This is a genomic window from Streptomyces sp. NBC_00094 (assembly GCF_026343125.1).
Classification (GTDB): Bacteria; Actinomycetota; Actinomycetes; order Streptomycetales; family Streptomycetaceae; genus Streptomyces.
This window is the reverse complement of record NZ_JAPEMB010000001.1, coordinates 7552986-7575966: the sequence shown is the minus strand read 5'-3', so window position 1 is coordinate 7575966 and position 22981 is coordinate 7552986. Positions and strand designations below refer to the sequence as shown.

21 protein-coding genes and 1 tRNA gene are annotated in these 22981 nt (G+C 72.7%); 10 read left to right on the top strand and 12 right to left on the bottom strand.

What is annotated here, in order from left to right; genetic code table 11:
* Positions 1-102 precede the first annotated feature (102 nt).
* From OG580_RS33475 to OG580_RS33450, 6 genes are read left to right on the top strand one after another with little or no spacing between them, the layout of a single operon-like run.
* Positions 103-1881, top strand: a complete 1779-nt coding sequence (locus tag OG580_RS33475) for an ATP-binding protein (protein WP_267047407.1) — start codon at positions 103-105, stop codon at positions 1879-1881.
* Positions 1878-2279, top strand: a complete 402-nt coding sequence (locus tag OG580_RS33470) for a roadblock/LC7 domain-containing protein (protein ID WP_267047406.1) — start codon at positions 1878-1880, stop codon at positions 2277-2279. Before OG580_RS33475 ends, OG580_RS33470 begins: the two co-directional genes overlap by 4 nt.
* A complete protein-coding gene (locus tag OG580_RS33465; protein WP_267047405.1) occupies positions 2276-2629 on the top strand; it encodes a DUF742 domain-containing protein in 354 nt (117 codons plus the stop codon). The genes OG580_RS33470 and OG580_RS33465 overlap by 4 nt, the downstream gene beginning before the upstream one ends.
* Positions 2610-3263, top strand: a complete 654-nt coding sequence (locus OG580_RS33460; RefSeq protein ID WP_267047404.1) for an ATP/GTP-binding protein — start codon at positions 2610-2612, stop codon at positions 3261-3263. The genes OG580_RS33465 and OG580_RS33460 overlap by 20 nt, the downstream gene beginning before the upstream one ends.
* Entirely contained in the window at positions 3260-4489 is a 1230-nt protein-coding gene (locus tag OG580_RS33455; protein WP_267047403.1) for a cytochrome P450, read from the top strand. The genes OG580_RS33460 and OG580_RS33455 overlap by 4 nt, the downstream gene beginning before the upstream one ends.
* A complete protein-coding gene (locus OG580_RS33450) occupies positions 4486-5730 on the top strand; it encodes a cytochrome P450 (RefSeq protein ID WP_267047402.1) in 1245 nt (414 codons plus the stop codon). The genes OG580_RS33455 and OG580_RS33450 overlap by 4 nt, the downstream gene beginning before the upstream one ends.
* 62 nt (positions 5731-5792) lie before the next feature.
* Here the strand turns inward: OG580_RS33450 and OG580_RS33445 are convergent.
* Positions 5793-5877, bottom strand: a tRNA-Leu gene (locus OG580_RS33445).
* A 177-nt stretch (positions 5878-6054) separates the two neighbouring features.
* Here OG580_RS33445 and OG580_RS33440 point away from each other — a divergent pair.
* On the top strand, positions 6055-6726 hold the full coding sequence (locus OG580_RS33440; protein ID WP_267047401.1) for a DUF2278 family protein: 672 nt from the start codon (positions 6055-6057) through the stop codon (positions 6724-6726).
* A 36-nt stretch (positions 6727-6762) separates the two neighbouring features.
* On the opposite strand, the gene OG580_RS33435 is transcribed toward OG580_RS33440, so the two are convergent.
* The gene (locus OG580_RS33435) at positions 6763-9417 is read right to left on the bottom strand and encodes a bifunctional serine/threonine protein kinase/MFS transporter (protein WP_267047400.1); all 2655 of its coding nucleotides are present in this window, start codon (positions 9415-9417) and stop codon (positions 6763-6765) included.
* A gap of 131 nt (positions 9418-9548) precedes the next feature.
* Positions 9549-9893 carry a DUF3040 domain-containing protein gene (locus OG580_RS33430; protein WP_267047399.1) on the bottom strand — a complete coding sequence of 115 codons (345 nt, stop codon included), beginning with the start codon at positions 9891-9893 and terminating at the stop codon, positions 9549-9551.
* A 157-nt stretch (positions 9894-10050) separates the two neighbouring features.
* On the opposite strand from OG580_RS33430, the gene OG580_RS33425 reads away from it, so the two are divergent.
* Complete coding sequence (locus OG580_RS33425; RefSeq protein ID WP_267047398.1) at positions 10051-10842, top strand: amidohydrolase family protein; 792 nt, start codon at positions 10051-10053, stop codon at positions 10840-10842.
* Between the two features lie 59 nt (positions 10843-10901).
* Here the strand turns inward: OG580_RS33425 and OG580_RS33420 are convergent, their stop codons facing one another.
* The 6 genes from OG580_RS33420 to OG580_RS33395 all read right to left on the bottom strand — a co-directional run bounded on the left by OG580_RS33420 (position 10902) and on the right by OG580_RS33395 (position 18184).
* A complete protein-coding gene (locus OG580_RS33420) occupies positions 10902-11930 on the bottom strand; it encodes a LacI family DNA-binding transcriptional regulator (protein ID WP_267047397.1) in 1029 nt (342 codons plus the stop codon).
* A gap of 66 nt (positions 11931-11996) precedes the next feature.
* The gene (locus OG580_RS33415) at positions 11997-13880 is read right to left on the bottom strand and encodes a glycoside hydrolase family 36 protein (protein WP_267047396.1); all 1884 of its coding nucleotides are present in this window, start codon (positions 13878-13880) and stop codon (positions 11997-11999) included.
* A gap of 5 nt (positions 13881-13885) precedes the next feature.
* Entirely contained in the window at positions 13886-14701 is an 816-nt protein-coding gene (locus OG580_RS33410) for a carbohydrate ABC transporter permease (protein WP_267047395.1), read from the bottom strand.
* Positions 14698-15678, bottom strand: a complete 981-nt coding sequence (locus tag OG580_RS33405; protein WP_267047394.1) for a carbohydrate ABC transporter permease — start codon at positions 15676-15678, stop codon at positions 14698-14700. Before OG580_RS33405 ends, OG580_RS33410 begins: the two co-directional genes overlap by 4 nt.
* A gap of 2 nt (positions 15679-15680) precedes the next feature.
* The gene (locus tag OG580_RS33400; protein WP_267047393.1) at positions 15681-17024 is read right to left on the bottom strand and encodes an ABC transporter substrate-binding protein; all 1344 of its coding nucleotides are present in this window, start codon (positions 17022-17024) and stop codon (positions 15681-15683) included.
* The gene (locus OG580_RS33395) at positions 17009-18184 is read right to left on the bottom strand and encodes an aminotransferase class V-fold PLP-dependent enzyme (protein WP_267047392.1); all 1176 of its coding nucleotides are present in this window, start codon (positions 18182-18184) and stop codon (positions 17009-17011) included. The genes OG580_RS33400 and OG580_RS33395 overlap by 16 nt, the downstream gene beginning before the upstream one ends.
* Before the next feature lie 384 nt (positions 18185-18568).
* On the opposite strand from OG580_RS33395, the gene OG580_RS33390 reads away from it, so the two are divergent.
* Complete coding sequence (locus OG580_RS33390; RefSeq protein WP_267047391.1) at positions 18569-19045, top strand: VOC family protein; 477 nt, start codon at positions 18569-18571, stop codon at positions 19043-19045.
* Positions 19046-19094: 49 nt separating this feature from the next.
* Here OG580_RS33390 and OG580_RS33385 read toward each other — a convergent pair whose 3' ends face one another.
* The 3 genes from OG580_RS33385 to OG580_RS33375 all read right to left on the bottom strand — a co-directional run bounded on the left by OG580_RS33385 (position 19095) and on the right by OG580_RS33375 (position 21698).
* Entirely contained in the window at positions 19095-19619 is a 525-nt protein-coding gene (locus OG580_RS33385) for an ATP-binding protein (RefSeq protein WP_267047390.1), read from the bottom strand.
* 256 nt (positions 19620-19875) lie between these two features.
* Complete coding sequence (locus OG580_RS33380) at positions 19876-20151, bottom strand: hypothetical protein (protein ID WP_267047389.1); 276 nt, start codon at positions 20149-20151, stop codon at positions 19876-19878.
* 95 nt (positions 20152-20246) lie between these two features.
* Positions 20247-21698, bottom strand: coding sequence for a TerD family protein (locus OG580_RS33375; protein WP_267048213.1), 1452 nt, complete (start codon positions 21696-21698; stop codon positions 20247-20249).
* A 280-nt stretch (positions 21699-21978) separates the two neighbouring features.
* Between OG580_RS33375 and OG580_RS33370 the strand changes: the two genes are divergently transcribed.
* Entirely contained in the window at positions 21979-22965 is a 987-nt protein-coding gene (locus tag OG580_RS33370; RefSeq protein WP_323182650.1) for an esterase family protein, read from the top strand.
* The last annotated feature ends 16 nt before the right edge of the window (positions 22966-22981 follow it).

Below are 22981 nucleotides of genomic sequence, written 5' to 3'. Positions count from 1 at the left end.
ATACCAATCCGCTCAGGAGAGTTCCGAACCGATCAAGATCGGCTCTATAGTTCCGTCGTTCAACCTTCTTCCCCCGTGTGACTGCTCTCGAGAGTCTGGTTGATGACGGCGTCGCCCACCCCGTTCCGCCCTGCCCTGATCGCCTCGCTGCTGACACTCGCCGCCGGTGGTGCGCTCGCCGTGGCGGCGACGACAGCGGCGCCCGCCGAGGTCCGCCCCGCACTCGGCTGGTTCGCCGCATGCGGCGTCCTCCTCCTGTCCGCCGCGGCCTTCGCCGTCACCTGGTACGCCCGCACCGCACGGGTACTCGCCCGGCGGACGGAGGTACTCGCCGCCGAACTCGCCTCGCGCGACGCCTACATCGGCCGGTACCAGGCCACCGCCGAACGCGATACGGCCGCTGCCGAGGAGCGGCACGCGGCGGCGGTCGCCGCCTCGGCCGCCGACCACGCGGCACGTACGGGCGAGCTCGTCCGCGCGCACGAGGCCGAGACGGCACAGCTCGTCGCGGCACGGGCGGCCGACCTCGAACGCCTGGAAGGCCGGGTCCGGCGAGCGGAGTCCGGCAGGTCCGCGGCCATGGCCGCGGCCGCCAACGCGGCCGGACGGATGCAGGCGCTGGCCACGAGCATGATGGCGGACCTGCGGGAGATGGAGCACCGGCACGCCGACGAGGACGTCCTCGGCGACCTGCTCCACCTCGACCACCGCACCGCCCAGGCCGGCCGGCTCGCCGACTCCGTCGCCGTCCTGACCGGAGCCCGGTCGGGCCGGCGCTGGTCGCGCCCGATCGTCATGGAGTCGATCCTGCGCGGCGCCATGGGGCGGATCGGCGGCTACCAGCGGGTGCGGCTGCACTCCGGCAGCGAAGCGGCCGTCACCGGCCACGCGGCCGAGGGCATCATGCACGCGCTGGCCGAACTCCTCGACAACGCGGCGAACTTCTCCCCGCCGAGCGCGGAGGTCCACGTCTACGTCGAGGAGGTCCCGGCCGGCATCGTCATCACCGTCGAGGACAGCGGCCTGGCGATGAGCGACGTGCAACTGAGGCGCGCCGAGGCCGCCGTCGGAGCGGCGAAGCAGGACCTGGCCGGTCTCTCCGGAACCCGGCTCGGCCTGCACGTGGTCGGCCGGCTGGCGCGCAAGCACGGTCTGACCGTGTCCTTCCGCCCCTCGGCGCGCGGCGGCACCGGGGCCCTGCTGATGGTGCCGCAGGAGCTGATCAGCCGTGCGCCCGAGGAACCGGTCGCCTCGCCCGGCGAACCGCCGCTGCCCGTGGCGGCGCGCGGCGTGACCGCTCCGGCGGCCGACCGGGCGCCCTCCGCCCGTACTTCCGCGCCCACCCCTGACGTCGCCCCTGCCGTACGTCCGGTACGTGAGCCCGGAACCGACCACGCCAGCGCCGCCGACGGCGAGGCACCCGCCCCGGACGGGATCATCCTGCCGCGGCGCCGCCGCGGAGAGACCCTGGCCGCCCAGCTCAAGTCCGGCGAGACGGCCGGGGAGACCCGCCCTGCGGCCTCGCGCACCGGCGCGGCAGGCGGGACCACCGGGACCCCGCCGCGCTTCGGCAGCTTCCACAAGGCGGTGCGCGGGACGGCCGACCGCCAGGGTGCCGACATCCCCCGCGCCGCCGACATCCCGGGTGCCGACACCCCCCGCGCCGCCGACATCCCGGGTGCCGACAGCCCCGGCGCCCACGGCCCGGTCGTCGACACCCCCGGCGCCGACAGCCCGGCCGCCACACCCGTATCTCTTGTCCCGCCCGCCCCTCAGAGCCCGGCGGCCGTACCTCCCGCGGTGCCGTCCCCGCCCGCTCCGAACGCCCCGACCTCCCCGTACTCCCCGAACCCCCCGTATTCGGAAGGCAACCCGCGATGACCGGCACCACCACCGACGACAAGCTCAGCTGGCTCCTGGAAGGACTGCTGGAACGCACCCCGGGCACCCGTCACGCCCTGGTGCTCTCCCGCGACGGCCTCAAGCTCTGCCGTACCGCCGGGCTGTCCGTCGACCAGGCCGACCAGCTCTCCGCTATCGCCGCGGGCATCCAGAGCCTGTCGCACGGTGCCTCCGTCGAGTTCGGCGACGGCACGGGCGGGGTCCGCTCGGCGATGGCCGAGTTCTACGGCGGCATCCTCTTCATCGTCGAGGCCGGCGACGGGGCCCACCTCGCCCTCGTCGCCGACGAGGACGCCGACGCAGGACTCGTCGGCCACAACATGACGGAGCTGGTCGAGCAGTTGGGTGAACACCTCGTCGCCAGGCCCCGGGGATGAGCCGCGCCAGGCCGGGCAGGGACGATTCCCCCGACCGCCTCTACACGGTCACCGGCGGTCGCAGCCGTGCCGGCTCCACCGCCTTCGACGTGGTGACGCTCGTGGTCTCCGAGAGCGACCCGGTCCCCGGCATGCAGTCCGAGCACGCCGCGATCCTGCGCATGTGCCGGTTCCCCATGGCCGTGGTGGAGGTGGCGGCCGGGCTCGGCCTGCCGGTCTCCATCACGCGGATCCTCCTGGCCGACCTGCACGACACCGGCCGGATCAGCGCCCGCCATCCCCGGCCCACGTACCGCCTTCCCGATCACGACATCCTGGAGCAGGTGCTCGTTGGACTCCGTAGCCTCTGAACAGCGCCAGACCCTGCACAGCACCGCCGACAACGGACTGAAGATCGTCGTCGTCGGCGGGTTCGGAGTCGGCAAGACCACCCTCGTCCGCTCGGTCAGCGAGATCCGTCCGCTGAACACCGAGGAGACGATGACGCAGGCCGGCGAGGACATCGACGACACCGGCGGCGTCGCCACGAAGACGGCCACCACCGTGGCGTTCGACTTCGGCCGGATCTCGCTCGACGCGCGCAACGTCCTGTACCTGTTCGGTGCCCCCGGCCAGGAGAGGTTCTGGTTCCTGTGGGACCGGCTCTTCTCGGGAACGCTCGGTGCCGTCGTCCTCGTCGACACCCGCCGGCTCGCCGACTCCTGGTACGCCGTCGACCGGCTGGAGCACCACGGCACCCCGTTCGTCGTCGCCTGCAACGACTTCGGCGGCCCCACCCACTCCCCCGCCCAGGTCCGCGAGGCCCTCGACCTCGCCGACGACGTCCCGCTGGTCTTCTGCGACGCCCGGTCGCGCGAGTCCAGCAAGCAGGTCCTCATCTCGCTCGTCGAGCACCTGCAGACCGTCGTCGCCAAGGACCCGCGGCCGATCCCGCCGTCGAACCCGCAGCCGCACCCGCAGCCGATCCCGGAGCCCACCCAGTGACCCATCCCGAGTACCGGCCCATCCCGCTGAGCGGCCCCCTGTTCCAGACCGATCCCGTCGAGCTGTACCGCCGGATACGGCGCGAACACGGCGCCGTCGCCCCGGTCGTGCTCGACGGCGACGTCCCCGCCTGGCTGGTCCTCGGCTACCGCGAGCTGCACCAGGTCACCAGCGACCCGGTCCTGTTCTCGCGCGACTCCGAGCTGTGGAACCAGTGGGACGCCATCCCGGCGGACTGGCCGCTGCTGCCCATGATCGGCCGCAAGCAGCCCTCGATCCTCTACACCGTGGGCGAGCGGCACCGCGAGCGCGCCGGGGTCATCTGCGACGCGCTCGAAGCCGTCGACCCCTTCGCCCTGAAGGAACGGGCCGAACGCTTCGCCGACGAACTCATCGACGCGCTCTGCGGCAAGGGCGCCTGCGACATCATCGCCGAGTACGCGATGCTGCTGCCGGTCCGCGTCCTCGCCGGCATCTACGGCTTCGCCGACGAGCAGGGTCCGGCCCTGGTGACCGCCATGAACGACATGATCAACGGTCAGGAAGGGGCCCTGGAGGGCCAGCGCCACCTGGCCGAGTCCATGTTCGCGCTGCTCGCCGCCAAGGCCGCGACGCCCGGCGACGACGTCGCCTCGCACATGATCGCCAACACCGCCGGGTTCACGGTCGAGGAGGTCGCCCAGGACCTCATGGTGATGATGGCGGCCGGCCACCAGCCCACCGCCGACTGGATCGGCAACTCGCTGCGGCTCATGCTCACCGACGACCGGTTCGCGGCCTCCCTCTCGGGTGGCCGGCACAGCGTCGGCGAGGCGATGAACGAGGTCCTGTGGGAGGACACCCCCACCCAGAACGTCGCCGGCCGGTGGGCCTCCCGCGACACCCATCTCGGCGGACGCCGGATCGGCCGCGGCGACCTCCTGCTGCTGGGCCTGGCCGCCGCCAACTCCGACCCGCACGTACGGGCCGACTCCGGTGCGCTCACCGGCGGCAACAACGCCCACCTCTCCTTCGGGCACGGCGAACACCGCTGCCCCTTCCCCGCCCAGGAAGTCGCCGAGACCATCGCCCGGACGGGCATCGAGGTCCTGCTCGACCGACTCCCGGACATGGATCTCGCGGTCGCGGAGGACGCGCTCACCCGCCGCCCGTCCCCCTGGCTGCGAGGCCTCACCGCGCTCCCCGTGACCTACACCCCGACTCCCGCCCTTGGAGCTTCCGCATGAGCTGCCCGTACGACCACACCGCCACGCCCGGCACCGACGTCATCGTCCTCGACCCCTTCGTCGCCGACCTCGACGGCGAGAGCGCCCGGCTGCGCGAGGCGGGCCCGCTGACCCGCGTCGTCCTGCCCGGCGGCGTGCCCGTCTGGGCCGTCACCCGCCACGCCGAGGCGCGGAAGCTGCTCACGGACGCGCGCCTGGTCAAGGACATCGACGTGTGGGGCGCCTGGCAGCGCGGCGAGATACCCCTGGACTGGCCGCTGATCGGCCTGGTCAACCCCGGCAAGTCCATGCTGACCGTCGACGGCGAGGAGCACCGGCGGCTGCGCACGCTGGTCGCGCAGGCGCTGACCGCGCGCCGGGTGGAGCGGCTGCGCTCGCGCATCGAGGCCCTCACGACGGAGAGCCTGGACCGGCTCGCGGAGCGGTCGGCGGACGAGGTGGTGGACCTGAAGGCGGAGTTCGCGTACCCGCTGCCGATGAACGTGGTCAGCGACCTGATGGGTGTCGACCAGGCGGACCACCCGCGGATGAAGGCGCTCTTCGACAAGTTCTTCTCGACGCAGACCCCGCCCGAGGAGGTGCCGCAGATGATGGCCGACCTCGGTGCCCTCTTCTCGGGGATCGTGGCGGCCAGGACCGCGCAGCCCGGCGACGACCTCACCAGCGCGCTGATCGAGGCGTCGGAGGGCGGCGACCGGCTCAGCACGGAGGAGATCACCAACACCCTCCAGCTGATGGTGGCCGCCGGCCACGAGACGACGATCAGCCTGATCGTCAACGCGGTCGTCGCCCTGGAGACCCATCCCGAGCAGCGCGCACTCGTGCTGAAGGGCGAGGTGTCGTGGGAGGACGTGATCGAGGAGACCCTGCGCTGGTCGACGCCCACCTCGCACGTCCTGATCCGGTTCGCGGCCGAGGACATCGAGGTCGGCGACCGGATCCTGCCCAAGGGGGACGGTCTGATCGTGTCGTTCGGCGCCATCGGCCGGGACGAGGCGCAGCACGGTCCGACGGCGGGCGAGTTCGACGTGACCCGTGAGTCGAACCGGCACATCGCCTTCGGTCACGGTCCGCACGTGTGCCCGGGGGCCGCGCTGTCCCGGCTGGAGGCGTCGGTGGCGCTGCCCGCGCTGTACGAGCGCTTCCCCGCGCTCCGGCTGGCGGTGCCGCGCGAGGAGCTGCGGAACAAGCCGGTGGTCACCCAGAACGACCTGTTCGACCTGCCGGTGTTCCTGGCCTGACCCGGTCCGGATGCTCCTCCGCCCGGACAGGCCGTGGCCTGTCCGGGCGGAGGGATATCCCGTGTCCAAGGGGGGACTTGAACCCCCACGCCCGATAAAGGGCACTAGCACCTCAAGCTAGCGCGTCTGCCATTCCGCCACTTGGACCAGGTGTGTGTCGTGACGCGGAGTGATGTCCGCGGCGACAGAGATCAATCTACCAGGCCTCCGGGGTGCCGTTCACCCGCGTTTCCCGTGGTCAGCGGCGTGCGGGCGCACATCCGCACGATTACTCCACGTCACGTTCCCGATGCGGATGGTGACGGAGGGTGCTTCACTGGCGGTATGCCCTTCGACTACTACGGCGTCCTCTCGGGAACCCTCCACCGCCACTACCGCGACCAGCCGGACACCCAGGGTCGCTGGTTCCACGTCAACCTGGAGGTGGACGCGCCCGCCGGGCGGTACCACTGCGCCATCGACGTCGACAGCCACAAGTCCAACGTGGGTGTGCAGTGGAAGAGCTTCACCGTGGACGCCGGAGCGCTCGGCCCGGCCGCGGCCCTCGCCCCCGGCTATCACGACCTGGACTCCACGCCCGACTCCGGCGCGATGGACTATCTGCGCCATCCGGAGCTCACGGACCGCACCGGCGTCCTGTTCCGGCGCCGTCCGCCGTCCTGGCTGCAGGAGCTCCTCGACCTGCTCGGCTCACGGCCGTGGCACACGGGTTCCAACGTCGACGCGGCCGCCGCGCTGGAGACCGTCCTGGCTCCCGGGCAGCGCGTCCTCATCTTCGGCGAGCCGTTCACCGACGACCCCGAAGGCGACCTCGGGATGCACAACGTCCATCAGAACCAGGGCGATCCGGAAGGCTCGCAGTGGTGGCCGGAGAACGGGATCTGGCAGGACGGCGCGACGGTCACCCAGCGCCCCGACGGCCGGTACGACGTCTTCCTCAACAAGTTCTCCAGCCAGGCCGACCGCACGGACAGCGGGGGCCACCCCGTCGGGTGACCCCCCACGCCACCACGGCGCCGGTGCGGCTCGCGCTCAGCGCCGTTCGGGCGCCCGGTCCGTGACCAGGAGACCCGCCAGGAGGCTCGCGAGCAGCATCAGCCCGGCCGCCCACCACAGGGCGGCGGAGTAGGCGCCGAGCACCGCGGCGTCCGCCTGCGCGACCATGTCGGCCATCGACTCCGGGAGGCCCTGCCCGCCGAGCAGGGCGCCGTTCCTGTACGCGTCGACCAGCTCCTCCGGCATGCCCGCCACCTCGCCGAGCCGGTCCGAGATCGTCCAGGCGAGCACGCCGCCGAGGAGCGGCGAGGCGATCCAGCCGCCCAGGCTCTGGGCGACGAGGACCAGCGCCGCGATCCCTCCCGGCCGCTCCGGGGTCGTCGTCCCCGTCACGGTGGCGATCAGCGGCGCGAAGGCCAGTCCGAGACCGAGGCCCAGGAGGATCGTGCCGGGCAGGACGACGCCGGCGTACGAGGTGACGCCGTCGATCCGGGTCATCAGCGCGGGGCCCGCCGCCGCGAGCACCAGGCCCGGCACGATCAGCAGACGGGGGGCCACCCGGTACTGGAGGCGCGCGGCGATCTGGGTGGAGCCGATCAGGACCGCTCCCGCCACGGGCAGCAGAGCCAGGCCCGTCGCGCCCGGTCCGTACCCGAGGCCGAGGACGCCCGGAAGGTAGCGGTACAGGATCAGGAACAGCATGAACATGCCCGTGACGGCGAGGGCGAGGGCGAGGAGCGAGCCGACGCGCTGACGGTCCTTGAGGACGTACGCGGGGACGAGCGGGGTACGCGCCCGGGTCTGCCACCACGCGAAGGCCACGAGCAGCGTGGTGCCGCCCACGAGGAGGACCAGGGTCAGCGGGTCGGACCAGCCGCCGGGCAGGGGGCCGTCGGAGCCCTCGACCACGGTGGCCTTGTCGAGGCCGTAGATGAGGGCGGCCAGCCCACCGGTGCCGAGCAGCACGCCCGGCACGTCACCGCCCGCGGGGGTACGGGGCGCGCTGTCGCTCGGCAGGCGGCTCGCCACGAGGGCCACGACGCCCGCGAGCGGGACGAGGGCGTAGAGGCACAGGCGCCAGGTCAGGAACTCGACCAGCCAGCCGCTCGCGAACGCGCCGATCGCCATCTCGCCGCCGACGAGCACGGCGTAGGCCCCGAAGGCCCGGGCGCGTTCCTTGGGTTCGGTGAACCCGCCGGCCACCAGCGCCAGGGCCGCCGCCGAGAGCAGCGCGGCGAACGCGCCCTGCAGGGCCTGGGCCGTGACGAGCACGGCGGTGACGGTCGCCGAGCCGCCGAGCGCGGCGGCCACGGCGAAGCCGAGCAGTGCGACGAGCACCGTCCTCTTGCGGCCCAGGAGGTCGGTGATGTGCCCACTGAGGAGCAGCAGGCCGCCGAAGGCCAGTCCGTAGGCGAGGAACATCAGCCTGAACGCGTCGTCGGCGAGATGCAGGTCGGCCGCGAGGACCGGTGCGGCCGCCGTCGTGATCGACCCGCCGATCACGACGAGCAGCTGCGCCGCCACGGCCGCCGCCAGTCCCCACCACCGCTTCGGGGACGGCTCCGGTACCTCGGGAGGGAACGCGGGAGGCGTCCAGGCTCCGGGTCCGACGGCGTCGGCCGGTCCGAAGCCCGCCGGGGCCGCGGGGCTGCCGACCGGAGTCGTCGGCACATAGGCGGGCGAGGGAGGGAACGGCTGGTTGTGGGCGCCGGCCCGGGACTCGGCGGCCTGGGGCTGGAGTTGAGGCGGGACCTGCGAGGGGATCCTCGGATCCACCGCCACGACCCGCGGATCCGGGGCGAAGTCCAGCAACTGGGCGGAACGGCGCCCGAGTTGGGCGAGCACGGAGCCCGGCAGCCACTCCCCCGGCCGCTCCGCCTCCGTACGGTCGGCGATCTCGGCGGGGGTGGGCCGCCGCGCCGGGTCCTTGTCCAGGCACGCGCGGACGAGGTCGACGAGCGACTCCGGTACACCGGTGAGGTCCGGCTCCTCCTCCGCGATCCGGAAGAGGTGCGCGTTCAGCCCCGTCTCCGTGGCGCCGAAGAGGAGACGTCCGGTGGCGGCGTACACGAGGACCGCGCCCAGGCAGAACACGTCGCTGGCCGGGGTGAGTTCGAGACCTCGCACCTGCTCGGGCGACATGAAGCCCGGGGAGCCGATCAGCATCCCGGTGCGGGTGTGCAGGCTGTCGCCGGCGAGGGTGTCCATGGCCCGGGCGATGCCGAAGTCGATCACACGGGGCCCGTCGACCGTCACGAGGACGTTGGACGGCTTCAGGTCCCGGTGGATCAGGCCCGCGCCGTGCACGGACCGCAGGGCGGCCGCGAGCCGGTGGGCGAGGGTGCGGACCGAGTGCTCGGGCAGCGGCCCGAAGTCCTCGGCGACCACGGTGGTCAGGTCGGGCCCGGGAATGTACTGGGTCGCGACCCACGGCACCGGCGCCTCGGTGTCGGCGTCCAGTACGGCCGCGGTCCACTCCCCGCCGACCCGGCGGGCCGCAGCCACTTCGCGCGCGAACCGACGCCGGAACTCGGGGTGTTGGGCGTGCTCGGCCTGCACCACCTTCACGGCGACGGTACGCCCCGCTTCGGAGCGTCCCAGGTACACGAGGCCCATGCCGCCCGCTCCCAGGCGGGCGATGAGGCGGTAGGCGCCCAGGGAGGTCGGGTCTTCGGAGGTCAACTGTTCCACGTCGGTAACTTAGTTGACTCCGCCGCCGCGCACGGGCCGTATCGGCCGACCGGCGGGGGCGATGCCGTACGCCTCGGAAAGAAGCCTCCGGCGAGGGGAGCCGGAGCGGCCGTCTCCCTGGTCAATCGGGGTCACGGCTCCCGGGCGGGGCCGTTGCGCGCCCGGCGCCGCGACCAGCGCACGACCAGGCCCAGCAGGCCGACCAGGGTCAGGACCCACACGGCCGCGAAGGCCCAGATCAGCGCCGGTACCTCGGTGGCCACGGCGAGGACGAGCAGCGCGAGAGCCATGACGCCGAGCACGGCGACCCCGAGCACGGGCAGTCGCCGTCGCCCTCCGGAGAGCGACGGCGCGGAGAGACCCGGGCCGTTACGCATCGTGCGCAGTCGCTCCGCGAGCGGCTCGTCCCGGTCCAGCTGTTCCTCGATCTCCGCGAGGGCGCGCCGCTCGCGCGCCGAGAGTCGGACCTCTTCCATCGGATGCCTCCTCCCGTGCCCCGTTCCCAGTCTCCCCCCACTCGGCGACTTCCGTACGAATTCGTGTCAAAACGCTGGTCAGCGGGAATCCTCCGTTCAGGAAGCTCGACCGACGGACCGGGCGGGCCGGAGCCCCGACCACCGAGGAGTCCCCCACGTGAACGAGCGTGTACCTCTGCCACGTCCGCTCTTCGACGCCCACCTGCACATCGTCGACCCACGCTTCCCGCTGGTCGAGAACGACGGCTATCTGCCGCCCGCCTTCACGGTGGCGCAGTACCGCGAGCGCGTCGCCGGCCTGCGCGTCCGTGGCGGCGCGGTGGTCTCGGGTTCCTTCCAGGGGTTCGACCAGGGCTACCTGTGTGCCGCCCTGGCCGCGCTCGGCCCCTCCTTCGTCGGCGTCACCCAGGTGCCGGCCGGCGTGACGGACGAGGAGATCACCCGTCTCGACGCCGCGGGGGTCCGCGCGGTGCGCTTCAACGTGCGCCGCGGCGGCTCGGCCACGCTCGACCAGCTGGACCGTCTCGCCCGCCGCGTCCACGATGTCGCCGGCTGGCACGCCGAGCTCTACGTCGACGCCCGAGACCTGCCCGAGCTGGCCTCCACCCTGGCCGCGCTGCCCGCCGTCGCCGTCGACCACCTCGGCCTGCACCGGGACGGACTCCCCCCGCTGCTGGCCCTGGTCGAGCGGGGCGTCAAGGTCAAGGCCACCGGCTTCGGCCGTGTCGACCTCGATCCCGCCGAGGCCATGGCCGCGATCATGAGGACCGACCCCACCGCCCTCATGGCCGGCACCGATCTGCCCTCCACCCGTGCCCGCCGCCCGTTCGCGGACGACGACCTCGCCCTGGTCGCCGGAACCGTCGGCGAGGAGCACCTCGACGCCGTGCTGTGGGACAACGCCGCCGCGTTCTACCGCGTCCCCACCGGCCGGACCACGCCCGAGTAGGGCCTTCCGGAGGAGGGCGTTCCCGAGGAGGACCTTCCCCCATCCCCCGGGGCAGGCGCCTACCGCCCGGGCGTGCTGTCCCGTACGACCGGCTCCGCCGGAAGCAGCAGCCCGCTCGACGGGGCGGCGGCCGGGTCCTCCACGGCGGCGATCAGCCGGTCCACGAGCGCGTGGGCGATGCCGGACAGCGGCAGGCGCACGCTGGTGAGGGCGGGCTGGAGCACCGTACAGAGCGGCATGTCGTTGAAGCCGGTGACGGCCACGTCGGCGCCGACGGTGAGGCCCGCCGCGCGGACGGCCTGGTACGCGGTCAGGGCGAGCCAGTCGTTCGCGCAGACCAGGGCCGTCGGCCGGTCGGGTCCTGCGAGCAGGCGCTGCACGGCGTGGGAGAGCGCGGCCGGGTCGTCGTCGGGGACGCCGACCTCGAAGGCGCCGTCGGGCGCGGCGGCCGCGGCCTGCAGCAGGCCTGCCCTGCGGTCGGCGAGCCAGGGCAGGGAGGCCGCGGAGTTGACGTAGCAGATCCGGCGGTGGCCCTGGTCGAGCAGGAGACGGACCAGGGCGGCGGTCGCGGCGGCCGAGTCGATGTCGACCCAGTTCTGCGGGCGGCCGGGGGCGGTGCGGCCGAAGGCGGCGAAGGGGAATCCGGCCTCGGCGAGCACCTCGACCCGGGGGTCGTCGTGGATGACGTCGGAGAGGACGAACCCGTCGACCTGGCGGGCCGCGATCAGGCCGTTGAAGGACTTGGCGACCGCTCCGGCGCCCTGCTCGGGGTCGCAGCGGAAGAGCAGGATGCGGTGGCCGACGGCGTCGGCGGCGCTCACCAGCGCCTGGAGGAAGCCGCCCATCAGGGGGTTGGGGTCGGCGGGGTTGTCGGCGGGCGCGGGGTAGCCGATGACCTTGCGGGTGCCGGTGCGCAGGCTGCGGGCGGACTGGTCGGGCTGGTAACCGAGTTCGTCGATGGCGGCGGTGACCCGGGCGAGGGTGGTGGCGCGCAGCCGGTGGGGGGCGTTGAGGGCGTTCGAGACGGTCTGGCGGGAGACGCCCGCCGTCCGTGCGACGTCCTCGATGGTCACCTGTCGAGCGGTCATCGTTCCTCTGTGTGCGGTGGTCGGCGGGCTGCGGGCGGCGGGCGGCCGCCCCCAGCCCCCCGTGGGTCAGTGCTCGCGGGTCAAGGTGAGCAGGCCACCGGTCGGCACGGTCACCGGGTTCACCCCGGCGACGAGGTCGAGAACGGTCTCGGACAGGATCTCACCACGACAGTCCTGGACGCGGGCGAGGGCCTGCTCCGGCCGCGTGGTCGTCAGGAGCACGACGGGGTCGGCGTCCGCGTTGGCGACGAGCACGGTCTCCTGACCGGCGGATGCGTCCCGGTCCGGGAGGGCGACGGGCAGCGGCGCGTAGCGGGCGACCACGGTGGTGCGGCCGTCGCCGGCGCGGACCAGGGGGTAGCCGAGGTCCGGGCGCGCGGGCTCCAGGGAGCCGAGCTGGAGGACGTCGGCGTACCGGCGGAAGACACCGAGCCAGAAGCGCAGGGTGGCGAGCTGTCCGGGGGTCTGGGTGGTGAGGTCGACGGAGATCTGCGGCACCGAGAACAGGGCGTTGACGAGGTGGACGGCGACGGACTCGGGCGTCTCGGCGGCGTTCCACATGATCATGTCGGCGTGGACGGCGAGCGGGCCGGCGGTGAGCCGGCAGTCGACGATGCGCTGGCGGTTCTCGGCGAGGCTGAGCGGGCAGTCGACGGTGCGGACCATCGTGGCGTACGGCCGGAGGCCGGGGCTGACGTACGGCTGGCGGTGCTCGACGATCACGTCGGGCCGGGTGCGGCGCAGTCGGGCGTCGAGGTCCGCGAGGAGCCGGCGTACGCCTTCGTGGACGGTGTCGTGGTCCGCGCCGGCGGGCGCGGGCGGCACGTCGGCGACGGCGAAGAGGTCGATGAAGTCGAGCTTCACCCCGTCCATGTCCCACTCCTCGACGGCGCGGGAGATCTTCTCGATCAGGTAGGAGCGGACCTCGGGGTGGCGGGGGTCGAGCACCGCCGCGTCCAGCTGCGACACCTCGCGCAGGGTCATGCCCTTGAAGCGGTCCCAGGCGTCGTTGTGCCGGCCGATGAAGGGCACCGCGTACCAGAGGAGGTAGGCGAGACCGAGCCGGTGGACCTCGGCGACGTGTGCCGCGAGGTCGGGGAAGGCCGCCGTGTTGGGCTCCCAGTCGCCGCAGTGGCCGTAGCCGCGGGTGCGGTCGGCGGTCTGCCAGCCGTCGTCGACGATGATGCTCTCGATGCCGAGGTCGGCGGAGAGGGCGGCCTGGCGTTCGACGACGGCGGCGTCGACGTTCTGGTGGAGGCTGTACCACGTGGAGTACGCGGGCATCCGCGCGGCGGGGGCGACGCCGGGATGCCGCTGTCCCTCGCCCCACCAGTCGCTGACGGCCTGCAGGGTGGTGGCGAAGTGGCGGCCGCTGAGGTCGATGCGCAGCCGCAACGGCGCCCCGTCCGGGGTGAGTTCCTGCTCGACGGTGAAGGCGAACTCGCCGCTCTCCTCCACCACGCCGGCGCCGACGCGTACCGGCGCGGCCGTCTCGCCCGCGGCGGCGGTGCACAGGGCGCGGTCCTGGGTGCCGACCAGGCTGGCGACGGGGGCGCCCAGGGCCAGCGACACGGTCCGGGGGACGATCCAGGACTGCGGCAGCCAGTGGGAGGCGTTGGTGTCCGGAGTCCAGTAGGCGGTGGCCCCGACGCAGGGGACGCGCCATTCGGCGCGGAGGGTGACCGCGTCCGTCGCGGTGACCTCGATCAGGACCACCCCGTGGTCGACCTGGGTGACGGTGGACTCCCACGCGTCGCCGCCGAGCCCGGTGAGATGGACGGTGAGCGGGGTGCCGGTGGAGTGGAGCAGACCGGTGGGGAGCTGCCGGTGGACGACGGTGCCGGGGACGTCCTCGGCCGCCGCGTTGGGACGCCAGGCGGGGACGGGCGGCTGCGGAGCGGTGTCGCCCTCCGCGTCCTCGGGAGTGGCGTTCGGTGGTGCGGTGGTCACGGTGGTCACTCCTTGGTGGCCCCGGCCAGCAGGCCGGAGATGAACTGGCGTTGCAGGACGAGGAAGAGGGCCATCACGGGGATGGCGGCGATGGCGCTGGCGAGCAGGACCTGGGCGTAGTTGGTCGTCGACAGGCCCTGCAGGGTGGCGGTGGCGACGGGCAGTGTGTACATCTCGGGGCTGCGCAGCGCGATCAGCGGCCAGACGAACTGGTTCCAGCCGCCGAGGAAGACGAACAGCGCGAGCGCCGCGATGATCGGCCGGTTGACCGGGATGACGATCTTCCACAGCACCCGCAGTTCGCCGGCGCCGTCGACGCGGGCGGCGTCGAGGAGTTCGTCGGGCATGGACCGCAGGGCCTGCCGCATCAGGAAGATGCCGAACGGGGTGACCAGGCCGGGCAGGATGACGGACTCGTAGGAGTCGATCAGGCCCAGGTCCATCATCATCTGGAAGATCGGGATCAGCATCACCGTGTCGGGGATGACCAGGGTGCTGAGCAGCAGGACGAAGAACAGGTTGCGTCCGCGGAAGTCGAACTTGGCGAAGGCGTAGCCGGCGAGGACGGAGACGACGACCGCGCCGACGGTCTGGAGTCCGGCCACCAGGATGGTGTTGAGGAGGACGCGGGTGAGTCCGATCGACTCCTGGAGCCCTTGGAGGTTGTCCATGAGGTGGCCGCCGGGGAGCAGCTTCGGCGGCCAGGAGAAGACGTCCTTGTCGTCCTGGGTGGCGGCCATGGCGAGCCAGTAGAAGGGGCCGACGCAGAGCCCGAAGGCGCCCGCGAGCAGCAGGGTGAGCAGGGGGCCTCGCGTCTTCATCGGCGTTCTCCCATCAGGCGGACCTGCAGGATGCCGAGGACGGACACGATCAGCGCGAGCGCGTAGGCGAGGGCCGAGGCGTAGCCGAAGTCGAAGTACTTGAAGCCGTTGTTGTAGAGGTACATGGTGACCGTGAGGGTGGCGTTGTCGGGGCCGCCGCCGGTGAGGACGTACGGCTCGTCGAAGAGCTGCAGGGTGCCGATGGTGGAGAGCACCACGGTGAGGAGGAGGATCGGCCGCAGCTGGGGCAGCGTGATGGAGACGAACCGGCGGATCGGTCCGGCGCCGTCGACCATGGCGGCCTCGTACAGCTCCTTGGGGATGCCCTGGAGGCCGGCGAGGTACATCACCGCGTTGTAGCCGGTGTAGTGCCAGGTGATGACGAGGACGACGCCGACGCGGGCCCAGAAGGTGCTGCCGAGCCAGTTCACCCGGTCGACGCCGAAGAGCGAGAGGACCCAGTTCAGCAGGCCGGCGTCGCGGTTGAGGATCACGGAGAACATCACGCCGGCGGCGACGAGACCGGTCAGCGACGGCACGAAGACGCCGAGTCGCCAGAGCGGGCGCAGCCAGACCTTGGTGGAGTTGAGGCCGAGCGCGACGAGCAGGGCGAGGCCGAGCATGAGCGGGACCTGGACGACGAGGATCAGCGCGGTGTTCTTCAGCGCCGTCCAGAACAGCGGGTCGTCGAGGAGGCGCCGGTAGTTGGCGAGCCCGGTGAACTGCCGGGCGTCGCCGTTTCCGGTGGTGAGGCTGATCCAGAACGAGGCGGCGATCGGGTACGCCTTGAAGATCGCGAAGCCCAGGACGGCGGGCATGATCAGCAGGTACGGGACGGACTCCCGCGTCAGCAGGCGGCGTCGGCCCGGGCGGGCACGGTCGGTGCGCCGGGGGGTGCCGCGACCGGCGGGAGTGCCGGTCGCGGTGGCGGTCGCGGTCCCGGAGGCGGGAGCGCGTTCGGACGGGGCGAGGGACATGATCAGGCCGCCTGCTGCCGACCGGTCTGCTGGGCGAGCTGCTTGGCCGCGGCCTTGAGTGCCTCGGCCGGGTCGGCGCCCTTGATCAGCACCTGGCTCTGGGCGTCACTGGCGAGCTTGAGGGCGCGGCTGTAGTCGCCGGTGAAGTTGGTCGCGCCGGCGCCGGATTCGAGCGAGTCGACGAAGGACCGCAGCACCTTCTGGCCACCGTAGAAGGGGTGGGGCGCGCTGAACTTCGGGTCGGCGTAAGCACCCTTGAGGGCGGGGAAGACGCCGCCGGAGGCGAACATCCGGTTGATCTCGGCCGGCTTGGTGAGCGCGTACTCGACGAATCGCCAGGCGGCCTTGCGGCGCTTGCTGGTGGCGGAGACGGTCAGGAAGGTGGAGTTGACGATGGCGCTGCGGCCTCCCCCGGGCACGGCGGCCGGCGGCTGGATGACGCGCCACTTGCCGCTCTGGGCGGGGAACTTGGTCGCCAGGTACTCGATCGCCCAGGCGGGGTACGGGACGGTGGCGAGCTTGCCCTGGCCCACGAGGCGCTTCCAGGTGCCCTGGCCGGCGGTGTCGGCGAGCAGGCCGGCGTCGTTGAGCCGCTTGATGACGGTGAGGGCCTGGACGGCCTCGTCGGAGGCGAGGGTGACCTTGCCCTCGGCGTCGAAGTAGAAGGCGCCCTGAAGCTGCATCAGGTTCTGGAAGAAGTCCATGTCCTGGGTCGTGCCGGGCTTGTCGAGGCCGAGGAGCTGGGCACCGGTGGCGGCGCGGATCTTCGGTCCCGCGGCGATGAGGTCGTCCCAGCTGGCGATCGAGGCGGGGTCGACGTCGGCCTTCTCGAAGTAGTCGTGGCGGTAGAACAGGCCGAGCGGGTTCACCTCCCACGGGAGGGCGTGGACGGCTCTGTCCTTGCCTATGACGGTCGGCCACAGGCCGTTGACGAAGGCGTCCTTGTGCCGGTCGGCGCCGAGCTTGGACAGGTCGGCGAGGCCCTGCGGGAACTTCTCCATGTAGCCGGGCAGGTAGTCGACACCGATGTGCATGACGTCGGCGAGGCCCTTGCCTCCCGAGGCGAGGCCGACGGTGATCTTGTCCCAGATGGCGGGGTTGCCGAGGTCCTGGACGTCGACCGTGATTCCGGGGTTGTCCCGCTCGAAGGAGGGGACGACGCCGCGCAGGGCCTCGGCCGCGGTGGTCCAGCTCCAGACGGTGATCTTGCCGCTGTCGCCGTCGGCACCGTCGTCGGCACCGCCCGTACCGCCGCTGCCGCTGCCGCCACAGGCGGTCAGGCCGAGTCCGGCGGCGGTGGCGGTGGCGAGGTGGAGGATCTGTCGGCGGCTCAGCTGGTGGGACATGTCGGCTCCTGGGTGTCGTGCGTACGAGGGTTGGTGGCTGCGCTGCTGGTGCTGTCGTCGGCGCTGGTCCGGGTGGAGTGGGTGAGGGTGTGCAGTGCCTCCGCGAACAGGTCCACGGCGAGGGCCGGGGTGGAGGCGTGGGGAGAGAGGCGGATCCACTCGTCGCGGCGCGTGGTGATCACACCGGCCGCTTCGAGAGTGCGGTGAACGGTCACGGGGTCGTGACCGGGGAGCCGGAAGGTGCCGATGCCGGCGCGCTCCTGGTGGCCGAGCCCGTCCAGCAGGACGTCGGCGCCGGCCTGCCGCGCCCGGTCGAGCAACTCGGCGAGGGTGGCCCTGATTCTGGCGCCCACGGCGGCCGGGCCGCCCTGGTCGAGGAGGGCGTCGACGGCCGCGCCGATGGCCGCGGCGGCCGGGAAGTCCGGGTTGGTCGCGAGGTGGGCGGCGGCCCCGGACAGCGGCGGCGCCGGATGCCGTGCCGCGAAGGGCTCCGTGACACCGGCCCAGCCGCCGAGGCCGGGGGCCACGCGCTCGGCGCACCGGTCGCGGATCAGGAGCAGCGCGGCGCCCCAGCCTGCCCGTAGCCACTTCTGACCGCCGCTGACCAGGACGTCGGCGGCGTCCGCCGCGAGCGGGACGGCGCCGAGCCCCTGGATGGCGTCGACGATCAGGAGGCGGTCGGGACCGAGGACCTCCTTGAGGGCCGCGAGCGGTGCGACGTGTCCGGTGAGGGAGTCGACGGCGCTGACCGTGAGCGCGGTGACGTCGGGGGTGAGGTTCCGGCGCAGCAGGTCGGGAGTGATGTGCCGCTTCCCGTCCGCGTCGAGGAGACGGACGTCCGGGCCGCCACGGCCGGCGAACCGGAGCCACGGGTAGACGTTGGCGGGGAACTCGCCGCGGGGCACCAGGACGGTGCCGGGTCCCTGGAGTCCGGCGGCCACGGTGAACAGACCGTTGCTGGTGGACGGGGAGAGCGCGATCTCGTGCGGCCGGGCGTCGAGGAGCCGGGCCGCCGAGGCCCGCGCGGCGTCGCTCAGCGCGAAGAGCCGGTCGAGGTCGGCGGGGGCCGCGCGGGTGGCCAGCGCGGCCGCCGTGGCGATCGCGTCGGCCGCCTGGCGGGAGAGCGGGCCGATCCTGGCGTGGTCCAGGTATCCCGGCATCGGACCACGGACGGGGGTCGAACCGGGAGCCGCGGGGGCGGCGGCCTCGGGTGCCCGTGGATGAATTTGATCGTTCAAAATATGCCCCTCATGAAGCCCGGTGCATGGCATTCCCGGGATTTGAAGGTTCACATTAGAGAGAACGGATCACCCCGACAAGACTTCGGACAGCCCCAATCCGGAACGGTCTCGCGCGCCGGCCGCGCCGGCCTCGCGCGCCGCCTCGACCGGCGGGCCGCCGTACGGACGGTGTGGACCGCAGCCCTTCGATGGAACCCGCGCAGGCCGTCGCGCGGCGTCGACTGTTCCGACGAGGGTTCGGGCTATCCATGGTCACAGGCGACGGCGCCCGAGACCGTCACCGTTCCGGAAAGGTGGGAGACCGTGGCTGTCCAGCCCATTCCCGAGGGATACCCGCGCGTCACGCCGTACCTCTGCGTCGACGGAGCCGCGGCCGCGATCGACTTCTACGTGTCGGTGCTCGGCGCGGTCGAACGCATGCGGATGCCGGCGCCCGGCGGCACGATCGGCCACGCCGAGCTGACCCTCGGCAACTCGGTCGTGATGCTCGCGGACGAGTTCCCCGACATGGGGTTCCGCTCACCCAAGGCGGTCGGCGGCACACCCGTCACCCTGCACGTCTACGTGGAGGACGTCGACGCCGTCTTCGCCAAGGCCCTGGCCCGGGGCGCGAAGGAGCTGTCGCCGGTCAAGGACGAGTTCTACGGAGACCGCACCGGCCAGCTCGAAGACCCCTTCGGCCACCGCTGGAGCCTGGCCACGCACGTGGAGGACGTCTCGGAGGAGGAGATGGAGAAGCGGGCGAGCAAGGCGATGCAGTCCCTGCCGGAAGCCGGCTGACCGAGGCCCTGCCTCCGGAGCCCGGCCACTCCGTGCCGGGCCGGAACAGTCACGCGAACGACGGCCACCGGTCGGCGGCCCACTCCCGCCAGCCCGCCCAGCCGGGGGGCGGGGCGACGGCCCCGCAACCTTCCAGCTCCGCCGCGTCGGGCTCCTCGAAGTACGCACGCCCTTGCAGGATGTCAGCCTCGGTGATCGGGAGCGTCTCCTCGGGGGTGGTCGCCCTGCGATGGGCGATCCGGGTGCGTTGGGTCTCGACGTCCACCGGCAGGTAGACCATCCGGAAGCACGCGCCCTCGGCCTCCGCCAGCCGGCGGATCGCGGACCGTTCGTCCCGGGACCAACAGCCGTAGTCCACCACGACGTCGGTGCCCAGCCTGACCGCCTCCAGGGCGAGCCAGAGCATGCGCCCCTCCAGTACGTCGCGCTTCCCGTCCGGGTCCGCCTCACCGAACAGGGGAATCATCCAGTCGTCGGGCGTCAGGCGCAGCGCGCCGTGCTCCTCGGCGAGCTGCCGAGCCCTCGTGGTCTTGCCGGCCCCTGGCAGGCCGACCATCAGGAACAACGTGGTCACACCCGGATCGTGTCAGGACTGCCGGGCGGACGGCCATCGCTTTGTCCGCCGGACCGGGAGAACCCGGTGGGGAGCTGCCCGGATGGCGGCGGCGTCCGGCAGGCTGCCCCGGGCCGTGGCCGCGGGACTCCCCCGAGCCTCCTGCACGTGTGCCCCACCGGCGGCTCGGGAGGTTGCGCCGGGAGGGTGGATCGCCGTGTACCGGTTCGGGGGCGGCGCGAGGGGAGTCCGGTCGCGCCGCCCTGCGAGGGGTCGGTCAGGAGATCTCGGGCAGCAGGCCGGTGACCGGCGCGGCCTGGTCGGTGAGCTGGTGCAGCTGGTTCAGTTGGTGCACCTGGTTGAGCCCGCCGAGCTGACCGGCGATCCCGGGGAACTGTTCACGGGACTCCTCGGGAATGCCGGTCGTGGCGAGGGAGTCGAGCTCGCTGATCGGGTTGATCGGCGGGCCGAGCGGGCCGGCCGGGGCGACGGCGTTCGCCGCGGACGCGCCGAGGCACGAGAAAGCGGCGGCGACGGCGAGGACTGTGGACATACGTCGTGTTGAGGTCACACCCTCACAACGGGACGACGTCCCGACGGACACGGTCGTTCCGCTTCCGCACCGCCCGAACGGAGGCCCGCACCCGCCTACAGCCGTCTCAGGCGGGCCGTCCACGAGCTGTCCGCCGCCTCGACCTGCACCACCAGCGGCCCCTCGGGCAGCGGGACGGTCTCGTGCCGCCTGCCGATCTCGTTGACCACGTTCTCGTCCTCCGGGAGCGCGGTGTGGTCGTCGTGCCCGGCGAGTTCGTAGATGTTCACGATGAGGTTGTCGTCGCCTCGGTAGTGGATGGCGAGGTCGGCCACGCCGCCCATGTGCAGCAGCACATCGGGGCCACGGAACTCCGCCTCCTCCTCGGTCAGGCGACGGGCCGCCGCCAGCGGCGACACCTCCACACGCCAGGGCCCGTCCGCCTCCAGTCTCATACGGAGGGTCCCGTTCCCGGGCACCGTGGCGAGCAGCCGGCCCCGGAAGTCCTCCTCGGTGCTGTTGACGAGGAGGTCCTGCTCCTTGTTGCGCCGGTTGAGCACCGTGAGACCCGTGTACCCGTCGCCCTGGACGTCGAGCTGCACGACGACCGGCCCCGGCGGAAGCCCGCTGACCGTGATCACGTCGTTGTCCCGGCCGGTCTGCGTGTACGGCGTGAAGACGGGACCGTACGACCACCAGCCCGCCGGCGCGGGAACGTACGGGGGCGGAGACGGAGCCGGGGGCGGGGGCGGAGACGGGTACGGGGACGGAGGCGCGGGCTGGAGCGGGGGCGCGGGCGATGCGAAGGCCGGCGGGGGCGCGGGCGCCGCGAATCCGGGCGGGGGCGGGGGCGGCGGCGCGAAGGCCGGCGCGGGGTGCCGCGACGCAAAGGCCGGTGCGGGCGGGGGCGGCGACGCGAAGGCCGGTGCCGGCGGGGGCGGCGACGCGAAGGCCGGTGCCGGCGGGGGTGGCGACGCGAAGGCCGGCGCGGGGTGCGGCGGAACCGCCACGTTCGGGGCCTGCGGAGGAAGCGGGATCATCGGCGGGGCCACCGGCGGGACCGGCGCCGCCCCGTCCGCGCCCTGCTCCGCCACGTCCACCCCGTGGTCCGTGGCCAGGCCCGCGAGGCCGTTCGCGTACCCCTGGCCGACGGCCCGGAACTTCCAGCCGCCCGCCCGCCGGTACAGCTCGGCCAGCACCATCGCCGTCTCCCCGGCGCCGTCCGTCACCTCGTACCGCGCGACCGACGTGCCGTCAGGGGCGTACGCCTCCACCACGAGACCGGCGACGTCACGCATCGTGCCCCGCTCCGTCGACCCGACCAGCAGGACGCGCGCGATCCGCTCCTCGACCGAGGCCAGGCCGATCTCCAGCCATGCCGTGCCGTCGCCGGCCTCCGTCAGCCGCACGGCACCGGACGGATGCACCGGCGAGCCGTGGAAGACCACGTCCCCGTCGCCCCTGACCGTCCCGCGCTCCGTGACCAGCAGCGCCATCGCGTCCAGACCGCCCCGTACGGCGATCCGCAGCGGCACGGACGGTACGAAGCCGTTGTCTCCCTTGATCATCGTCCCCACGGCGCGCCGACCCTTCCCCTCGTGTCCCCACCCTTGTCGATCACAGTGTGATCCTGCAGTCGCCGGCGGCTCCGGACAAGGGCCTAGCCGACGGGCCCGCGCCTGTCAGTCCGTAACCTTCCGGGGTCTCCCGGACCCCGTGCCGTTGCTACGTTCCAGACCGCCCGCTCGTACGACCCGACGCGACGGGCCGGCACGGTCCGAAGCGGCGCGACGGGGTCTCTCCCGGTGCGCCGTGACATCTCGTCACACTCCCGACCAGGAGGTCACGTTGAGCGCGCAGAACCCCTCCCGCAGGAACATCCTCAGGACCGCGGGCGGCCTCACGGCCGCGATGGCCGTCGGCGGCGGCGGCGTCCTCGCCGCCGCGTCGCCCGCCGCCGCCGTCGGCGACGGCTTCGGCCTGCACCTCGTGGGGTGGGGCGAGAACGACCCCCGCATGAAGTACTACCGGTTCCAGACCAGCGCGATCGGCTGGAACCCGGCCGTCAACGTGCTGCTCCCGGACGACTACCAGTGGAGCGGACGCCGGTACCCCGTGCTCTACCTCTTCCACGGGGGCGGCGACCAGGACTTCATCATGTTCGACCGTGAAGGCATCCGGCAGTGGACCGCGGGCAAGCCGATCATCGTCGTGATGCCCGACGGCGGCCACGCGGGCTGGTACTCCAACCCCGTGAGCTCCAACGTCGGCCCGCGGAACTGGGAGCACTTCCACATCGCGCAGCTGATCCCGTGGATCGACGCGAACTTCCGTACGTACGCCGAGTACGACGGCCGTGCCGTGTCCGGCTTCTCCATGGGCGGGTTCGGCGCGCTGAAGTACGCGGCCAAGTACTACGGCCACTTCGCCTCGGTGAGCGCCCACTCCGGCCCCGCCAGCCTGCGCCGGGACGGCGGCCTGGTGGCCCACTGGGCCAACGCCTCCGCCGCCGCCCTCGACCTGAACGGCGGCACGATCTACGGGGCTCCGCTCTGGGACGAGGCCCGGGTGAACGCGGACAACCCCGTGCAGCGGATCGAGAGCTACCGCAACAAGCGGGTCTTCCTGGTCGCCGGCACCAGTCCCGATCCGATCAGCTGGTTCGACACGGTCAACGAGAACCAGGTCCTCGCGGGTCAGCGGGAGTTCCGCGGTCTCCTCGGCAACGCGGGGATCCCGCACGAGTGGCACGAGATGCCCGGCGGTCACTTCATCCGGCACGACATGATGCAGCGCGACATCGACGGCATCATCGGCCGGCTGCGCAAGGCGTGACACGCCCCGCGCCCGG

Coding starts and splice junctions, on each gene's coding strand:
- OG580_RS33400 (WP_267047393.1), bottom strand. CDS start 17,024: ATGTCCCACCAGCTGAGCCGCCGACAGATCCTCCACCTCGCCACCGCC.
- OG580_RS33380 (WP_267047389.1), bottom strand. CDS start 20,151: ATGTCCACAGTCCTCGCCGTCGCCGCCGCTTTCTCGTGCCTCGGCGCG.
- OG580_RS33465 (WP_267047405.1), top strand. CDS start 2,276: ATGAGCCGCGCCAGGCCGGGCAGGGACGATTCCCCCGACCGCCTCTAC.
- OG580_RS33420 (WP_267047397.1), bottom strand. CDS start 11,930: ATGACCGCTCGACAGGTGACCATCGAGGACGTCGCACGGACGGCGGGC.
- OG580_RS33450 (WP_267047402.1), top strand. CDS start 4,486: ATGAGCTGCCCGTACGACCACACCGCCACGCCCGGCACCGACGTCATC.
- OG580_RS33375 (WP_267048213.1), bottom strand. CDS start 21,698: ATGATCAAGGGAGACAACGGCTTCGTACCGTCCGTGCCGCTGCGGATC.
- OG580_RS33410 (WP_267047395.1), bottom strand. CDS start 14,701: ATGAAGACGCGAGGCCCCCTGCTCACCCTGCTGCTCGCGGGCGCCTTC.
- OG580_RS33440 (WP_267047401.1), top strand. CDS start 6,055: ATGCCCTTCGACTACTACGGCGTCCTCTCGGGAACCCTCCACCGCCAC.
- OG580_RS33405 (WP_267047394.1), bottom strand. CDS start 15,678: ATGTCCCTCGCCCCGTCCGAACGCGCTCCCGCCTCCGGGACCGCGACC.
- OG580_RS33475 (WP_267047407.1), top strand. CDS start 103: ATGACGGCGTCGCCCACCCCGTTCCGCCCTGCCCTGATCGCCTCGCTG.
- OG580_RS33395 (WP_267047392.1), bottom strand. CDS start 18,184: ATGCCGGGATACCTGGACCACGCCAGGATCGGCCCGCTCTCCCGCCAG.
- OG580_RS33430 (WP_267047399.1), bottom strand. CDS start 9,893: ATGGAAGAGGTCCGACTCTCGGCGCGCGAGCGGCGCGCCCTCGCGGAG.
- OG580_RS33470 (WP_267047406.1), top strand. CDS start 1,878: ATGACCGGCACCACCACCGACGACAAGCTCAGCTGGCTCCTGGAAGGA.